A 7,709-nucleotide genomic window follows, 5' to 3' on the forward strand; every position below is an offset into this window, starting at 1 on the left:
CTTCGCGGAGAGCCCTGATAGTCATGTTGAGTCCTGCATAAGTCTGCCACTCTCCGTCTTTCTGACGGGCCATGTCTGCGGGGCCTATAAAGAGAATGTCGGCGTCGGGGTTTGCCTTCTGGATGGCCTGGATCTGACGCGTGATAATTTTCTTGGTCCACTCGATGTTGCCGGAATTCGTGCCGGGAACCAGGTTGCCGCCGTATTCCATGATGATCAGGCGAGCGTTCATGGCCTTGTAAGATTCGGCGAGAAGTTCCGTGTCGATGCGGTGGAAGATTGTGCCCGAAGAACCGCGCATGGCGACATTGTCGACGGCAACACCGTATGCTCCGTCTGCCGCTATGGCATAGATTTCGCCGTAGCCCGACAGATACAATTTTGCGATAGAGGTCGTATCTTCAAGACGCCAGGTGAATACCTTGAGCTTGTTAAATGTTTCGACTGTCGGTTCGCCGGCCTCTACGACCTTAGTGGTGCGCTTTTCCTTGGGATTGCCTTCTTCGTCTTCGCCAATGATTTCGACAAATGTACGGTTCACGTTTAGCTTGGTCTTGATGCGGGCGTTCTTGTTCGTGAGGAGCTTGATGACCTTGTAACCGCCGACATGCGCGAATGAACTCTTGCGTTCCTTACGTCTTTGAATAGTAATCGAAGCTTCGCCGTCCAGCTGCGCGAACTGCGCCAGAGGACCGTAGCGGCTGTGGTCGGCCTCGTCTTCCTTTGGACCAAAAAGGATGTAGCGCGAAAGGGCTCCGCTGCTGGAATGGCTTGTCGTCATCGAGGGTACCGTCATGATGGGTGGCATCATGCCGGGACCGGATCCACCGAATTCTTCCTGCAGGTCTTCGCGGATTGTCGACGAGATGCGGTCTTCTTCAAGCTGCGAGTCGCCGTAGTGAACGATGTGGACAACATTTGAATCGAGCTCCGCAAGTTCCAGGTGCAGGAAGAACCTGTCAAACCATGTAGGATCATCGTTCGGCAGGTCGAAGCGCGTCTTGCCTTTCTTGAAAAAATCCTCGTAAAACTTCAGCGAGTCGCTGTAGGCGGCAAATTCCTTCCTCTTGGTCGCTTCCATCATTTCGCGAATAGCCTCTTCGGGGTCTTCCGCGACGGTCGAATCGGAAAGGGTGTCTCCCGTGGCGGGAGCCTTCTTTTCGAAAATCTCGGTGAGCTTCGGGTAACGGAGTGTATACTCTCCGATGTGGATGCCGCCATCAGGGTAGATGACTGCAACGACACCTAGAACGACGAACAGGCTGATGATCGAAAGGAGGACTTTTAAAGGGGACATCATAGGCGGGCTATAATCGCTGCTGCGTTTCCGACGAACATTTCGCCGGTGCGCATGTCCTTGTATTCAAATTCACCTGCAGCAGCCTTGGAACCGTCCACGTAGACGACGATTTTCGCGCCCTGGTAGTTGGCCTGGTCCATCTGCTTACCCATCTTCATGGCGGCGAGCGGATGGGAAACCTTGCTTCCGTCTGCGCGGAACACCTGGGCGGTCTCGAACACCTTCTTCATGTCGTTTGTGAAACTTGCGATGTAGAAGTCGACGCTCTGTTTCGGGCTCGGGAGCAACTTGTGTTCGGCGAGCAAGTCGGCGAGCACCACGTCGCCCATGCCGAAGCCCACCCCCGGAATGCGTTCGCCACCGAGCTTTTCGGTGAGGCTGTCGTAACGGCCACCGCCGGCGATGGCGCGCATGGACTTGCCCTTGTCGAATACTTCGAACACGATGCCGGTGTAGTAGGCGAGACCGCGAACAATGCTGAGGTCCAGGTTCACGCATTCGCCGTAGCCTGCAGCGGTAAGCGTTGCGAACAGGTCTTCTATTTCGGCGAGGGCGGCAGTAGCGTTTTCGCTCTTGACAGCGGCGCGGACTTCTTCGATGCTCTTGCAGCTCATGAAGTCGTCGAGCTGCTTGATCTGCGTTTCAGAGAGACCTGCTTCGGTAAGTGCCTTGGCGAATGCTTCGGGCCCGATTTTCAGGCGGCGGTCAAGCACCGGGTAAACGAGCGCCGGGTTAGGGGCACCGATTTCTTCGAGATAGGTGGACAAGAGCTTGCGGCTAGAGACGCCAATCGCAAATTCGCCGTCCTTGAGGCCGAACTTGCGGAGCATCGTGGCGATGGCTGCCATCAGGTCGGCTTCGGCGTAAATGCTTTCGGTACCGATAATATCCATGTTCAGCTGGAAGAATTCGCGAAGGCGGCCCTTCTGTGCCTTTTCGTAACGGAACAGGCGCGGCATAGAGAACCATTTGAAAGGCTTCTTGAGTTCGCGGGCCTTCTGGATCACGAGGCGTGCAAGCGTCGGGGTCATTTCGGGGCGGAGCGCGATTTCGCGGTCGCCCTTGTCCTTAAAGTTATAAAGCTGGCTTACGATTTCTTCGCCGGACTTGCCTGTATAAAGTTCCAGATGCTCAAACATCGGGCCTTCGTATTCTTCGTAGGCAAAGGATTCGGCGACGCTGCGCCAGGTGTCAAAAATGTAGTTCTGGATGCGCTCGGCTTCCGGATAAAAATCGCGCGTGCCCTTGGGCAGCTGGGGTATAGAAATGCTCATAGTACGAGCAAATTTAGCAAAAAAAAGCATGTCATTCTGAGCGAAGCCGCTAGGCGGAGTCGAAGAATCTATGCTTAATGAGATCCTGCTCCTACGAACCTAATTCAACTAAGGCTCTAAAGAGCCATGTTTCATATATCGACGCGCTTCGCTTTACCCAAAGGGCATAACTCAACTTGAGAACTAAAGTTCTTAGTTTCGTATAGCTCAGGATGACACATTCGTGTCACTTCCTACTTAATCTCTATCATCGGGCTGGTTTCGCTGAGCAGATAGGTCCATTCTTCGCGAATCTTGTTGTATTCGGTTGGATCAGCGTACAAGGCGAAAGTTGTCCACTTGATGCTGTTATTTCCATTCCCGCCCTTTTCGAAGCTGACATAGTCGGTTTCGCGGCTAAACGGCTTGGGTCCCGTGACTTTGGCGGTTTTTCCGCTTGCCGCGTTTACCGTGAGCTTGTAGCAGAACTGCGTCTCGTGAGGCATGCGGATGGGGTGATGACGCTTCGAGACCTTGGGCAGCTTGAATAGGCTGCGTTCCCACACATTCGGGAAACGGCCCTTTAGCGTCGAGCCTCCCTGGCCGAAGTATCCCTTGGATGCATAAGTCACGATTAGAATCAGGGGCTTGTTGAATTCAGACAAATTCTCTATGCGGATGTTGCCGATAGATACATCGGGAATTCCCGACGCGAGGAAGTCTTCCATCAGTTTTTCCTGTTCCTTGACGTCGCGGCCGTAAAAACGATTTCGCATTACGCTTGCAAACTTGCCCTGCAGCGTGACTGAATCTCGGAATTCCGAGGTTCCGTCGTTTCCGATAAAGAGTCTGTGGTCAATGCTAATCTGGTGTTCCTGATTGTCTTCGAGAATAGGCGTCGTCACGACGTGGCTTTGCTCGCCGTCGATTACGAGTGCCACCTTGCCCTCCATGTCGAGAGGCACGGGACGGTCGTTACCCGTCTTGTCGGTGGCGTCCACCCACATTTCGTTCACCTTGTCCTGTTTGGGAATGTAGAGAATCATGTGATTGAACTGCTGGATGGTCGGGAGTCCCGCGAAGCCTTCTTCGGTCAGGTGGATTGCGGTAAGGTAGCTCTTGACGCCAATCGCCTCGAGCATTTCCTTGAGCAGAAGGGCCATGTCCTTGCAGTCGCCGCGGTGCTTCTTGAGCGTGACTTCGGCTGTTTGCGGAATTAGGCTGTGACCTCCGAAGCATACATCCCTGTAGCGGATATCGCGACGCACGAAATTTATGATAGCCTTCACGGCCTCGTTTCCGATTCTGCTCCCACGAACTTCGAAGGCCTTTTCACGAACGCTTACGGCTTGCTTGAACTGGTGGCGAATCAGGTTCTCGTAATCCTCTCCGACGGCGTTCCATTCCTGTTTTCCTGTCAGCATGAGGCCTGCGCCAAAGTCGCGGTAAACGGGCATATAGAGTTCTTTACGGACAATGACGGGATTTTCGATTCTCCATTCGATTCCCCCGCTGATAGCCTTGCGTTCGAGCGGTCCATATTCTTCGGTCACGAATCGGGCTGTGTCGGCGTAAATACGGAAGGCAGCCTCGCCGACGGGAACGTCCTTGCTGCTGATAAAGTCGGTGTAGGGAATCATGCCCTTGTTCTCGATGTTTGTGCGGCTGAACTGCAGGTATATAAAGTCGCCCGGTTCAAGTTCCTGCAGCGGGAAATGCGCCGTCTGTGATTCGTTCTGACCGCCAATTTCGGTAGCGTAGGTAATATAGGCTCCGTTTAGGTTTGCCTTCTGCTTCAGGTTCCAGTTACTATCGAAAACTTCAAGTGCGTTTAGGTAAATGCGGTCGAATCCCGGCAGAAAATCGAAGGTGAATTCCCGGTAGATGGCCGCGCCGCGAATGTCGAGAACTTCCATGAGCATTTCTTCGGTGCTGACCCAGTTCTTGCCCTTTTCAGCCTGGAGCATTTCCTTGCGGTAGTGGATGACTGCGGGGAAATCTCCGTCAATGCCTGCGGCCTTTGCTTTGGGGCGTAGCAGACTTTTCAAGTCCTTCGTGCGTTCTTCAACAGGATTGATGGGCTTTTGCAGCGTGCGGTTGTCGGCCTTGCCGAGGAATGCCTTTGTTGCGCTGAGGAAGCTCTTGGCGTCTTCGTTATCGGGCTTTAAGGCGAGTGCCTTGGTGAGCGACTTTTCGGCGTCGCGGTAGTTGCGGCTGTAGAATAGAATCTTGCCCTGTGTGGTCCAAATCTTGTAGTCGTTACGGTCCTTGGCCAAGGTTTCTTCGCTAATGGCGCGGGCTTCTTCGTAGCGGCCAAGGAACATGAGGGCATCCATCAAGGTGCTTCCGAGTTCCACGCTCATGCCAAAGCGGCGGCGCACCTGGTAAAGAATGTCGACGGCTTCGGCGTACTGGTCAAGGCCCATGTATGTTTTCGCGAGGTAGACGCCCAGGCGGCTGCTCGGCTGGGTGTCGTAAAGGCGTTGCACGACCACCAGCGACTGGTTTCGCTGACCGAGTCCCCAGAGGGCGTCGCTCAAGTTGATTACGTATTCCGGATTGTTCGGCGTGTAGCGGAGGGCTGCTTCGGCACATTCGCGGGCGCGGCCGTAGTCGAACAAGGCTTCGTACATTTCGCCCAAAATCGAGAGCAATTTGCCGTTCTTCTGCACCAGTTCGCGCTGGCTTTCAAAGTGGCTGATGCCCGGGCCGTAAAGTTCTTTCATCTGGTACACGAATCCGCAGTTGATCAGGTAGAGAGGCTCTTCGGGGTCCATGCGGTTGGCGCGTTCAAAGTAGCTGAGGGCTACGAGCGGCTGGTTTTCGAGCAGGCGCAGAATGCCCACCTGGCTCATGATGGCGGCGTTGAACTTGGCCTGTTTCTTGGCGGATTCCGCGTCGCTGGCGGCTGCGTTTTTGGCGGCCGGATTTTCGCCCACGGTCAGGCCTTCGATACCGTGCTGCATGACCTTGGCGTACTTTTTCTTGTTCACGCCCTGAGTCCATGATACGATCAGGATTCCGCGGCCGTCGTCATAGAAGTAACGGCCTGTGTAGTAGAAGTCGAACTTGTTGACCACGTGAGTCAGGGTAAAGTCCTGCGCGTAGCGGTCGCCGACCTTTTGGCGGTGCATTTCAAGTGTGGGATTGTTGGGGTCTACGCCCAGGCGCACGAGCAACACCTTGAACAAATCCTGCGAATTGACGGCGTCGCTTTCAACGGTTGCCCCGTAAACGAACAGCGAAACGTCTTCGGCCTTGTTGCTGAGCACCAGGTCTGGGTCGTCGTTCTGGCGGGCGATACCTGTCCAGTGATGCCAGAGGGTGTCCTTGACGGCCCAGGTGTAGCCGAGCGTGGGGGAGTCAAAGCTTTGCACGTTATTCGGGGAAAGTTCCGGGCCTGCATTGGCGGCGGTTTCGCGCATGCTGAAGTTTGCGAAGAATTCTTTCCATTCATTCTTCAGTTCGCCCGATTGCAGGGGCGTGTCGGTTGCGGAGAGTGTCAGACTGTAGACCCGGTTTCCGGCTCCTGTCACGAAGCCGACGGCCTCGTAGGGAGTGTCGTAGCGTTTGCCCGCGACATCGAAGAATACACCTGTTCCTCCGAAGGCTTCTTCGGGGTATGTTTCGGCGAGGGTCGCCTTCTTGCCGCTCGATTCAAAAGCCTGCATTTCGACCTGGGCGCGGTCCATGAGTCGCATGGGCTCGCCTTTCGGCAGCTCAATTTCGACAAGAACAGCGCGGCGGCCGGTCACGGCATTGTAAAATTCGTAGGGAATGCCCGTTTCGTTGTTTTCGGGACCGCTCACAAGAGTCCAGTCGCCACCCGGCGCCTTAAAGCTGAATCCGTCTGAACCGTATTCGCCGGGGGCAGTTTTTTGGAACTTGCCTGGTTTTGCGGATGGGCTTTCTGGCGTATTGTCGTCAAAATAGTCGTCGGTGTAGTTTCTTCCCTCGTTTTCGGATGTTGTCTGCGGGGCCGTTTCGGTCAGGGGCTGCCCGTTTCCGGCGCAGGAAATCAAAGATGCGACAAATAGCAGCCCGAATAGGGGCGCAAGTAGCTCGAAGTGCGGCTTTAACACATGAATTTTCATTTCGTGGTAATATAGCAATTGCTGGGGGTGGCGGTTGATTATCGCTTTTGCAGACCGCCCATGGCGGTTTGGGGTGCCTTCGTCGGCAAAATCCCCCTTTTTTTGACCAGATACTACACAAACACTTCGGAATTTTGTATCTTTGAGCCCAAGTTCGCACCACCCTTACCGGTGGGTAGCAATTTCAACAAAACAAACAAAAGGATCCAATAATGGCTCTCAAACTCGGTATCAATGGTTTCGGTCGTATCGGCCGTATGGTCTTCCGCGCTGCTGTGGAAAACTTCTCCAAGGACATCAAGGTTGTCGGTATCAACGACCTCCTCGACGCTGACTACCTCGCTTACATGCTGAAGTACGACTCCGTCCACGGTGCTTTCAACCACGACATCAAGGTCGAAGGCAACTTCCTCATCGTCGACGGCAACAAGATCCAGATCTTCGCTGAAAAGGATCCGACCAACATTACTTGGGGCGCTCTCGATGTAGACGTCGTTGTTGAATCCACTGGCTTCTTCCTGACCGAAGAACTCGCTTCTGCTCACCTCAAGGCCGGTGCCAAGAAGGTGATCATGTCTGCTCCGTCTAAGGACGCTACTCCGATGTTCGTGTACGGCGTGAACGACAAGACCTACGCTGGCCAGAAGATCATCTCCAACGCTTCCTGCACCACCAACTGCCTTGCCCCGATCTCCAAGGTTCTCGATGAAAAGTTCGGCATCGTCCGTGGCCTCATGACCACCGTTCACGCTGCAACTGCTACTCAGAAGACCGTTGACGGCCCGTCCAAGAAGGACTGGCGCGGTGGCCGTGGCATCCTCGAAAACATCATCCCGTCTTCTACGGGTGCTGCTAAGGCCGTGGGTAAGGTTCTCCCGCAGCTCAACGGCAAGCTCACCGGTATGTCTATGCGCGTGCCGACTTCCGACGTGTCCGTCGTTGACCTGACTGTCGAACTCAAGAAGGCTTGCACTTACGAAGAAATCTGCGCTGCCATGAAGGAAGCTTCTGAAGGCGAACTCAAGGGCATCCTCGGTTACACCGACGAAGCCGTTGTTTCTA

Annotated in this window: 4 protein-coding genes; 1 reads left to right on the forward strand and 3 read right to left on the reverse strand. The window is 54.5% G+C overall.

Annotated features, from left to right (window positions below):
* The 3 genes from Q0628_RS00020 to Q0628_RS00030 form a co-directional block, all read right to left on the reverse strand.
* A partial coding sequence (locus tag Q0628_RS00020) for a hypothetical protein (RefSeq protein WP_298767305.1) occupies positions 1-1,300 on the reverse strand: 1,300 nt, incomplete at its 3' end.
* On the reverse strand, positions 1,297-2,574 hold the full coding sequence (gene hisS, locus Q0628_RS00025; protein ID WP_298767306.1) for a histidine--tRNA ligase: 1,278 nt from the start codon (positions 2,572-2,574) through the stop codon (positions 1,297-1,299). The genes Q0628_RS00020 and hisS, both read right to left, overlap by 4 nt.
* Before the next feature lie 233 nt (positions 2,575-2,807).
* The gene (locus Q0628_RS00030) at positions 2,808-6,647 is read right to left on the reverse strand and encodes a tetratricopeptide repeat protein (protein ID WP_298767307.1); all 3,840 of its coding nucleotides are present in this window, start codon (positions 6,645-6,647) and stop codon (positions 2,808-2,810) included.
* Positions 6,648-6,859: 212 nt separating this feature from the next.
* Here Q0628_RS00030 and gap point away from each other — a divergent pair.
* Positions 6,860-7,709, forward strand: an 850-nt coding sequence (gene gap / locus Q0628_RS00035; protein WP_298767308.1) for a type I glyceraldehyde-3-phosphate dehydrogenase, incomplete at its 3' end; no start/stop codon positions are given.

The sequence above is a fragment of the uncultured Fibrobacter sp. genome, assembly GCF_937877005.1.
In the GTDB taxonomy this organism is placed as follows: domain Bacteria; phylum Fibrobacterota; class Fibrobacteria; order Fibrobacterales; family Fibrobacteraceae; genus Fibrobacter.

Excerpts from the sequence above, each read along its gene's own strand:
- hisS (WP_298767306.1), bottom strand. The coding sequence starts at position 2,574 with ATGAGCATTTCTATACCCCAGCTGCCCAAGGGCACGCGCGATTTTTAT.
- Q0628_RS00030 (WP_298767307.1), bottom strand. The coding sequence starts at position 6,647 with ATGAAAATTCATGTGTTAAAGCCGCACTTCGAGCTACTTGCGCCCCTA.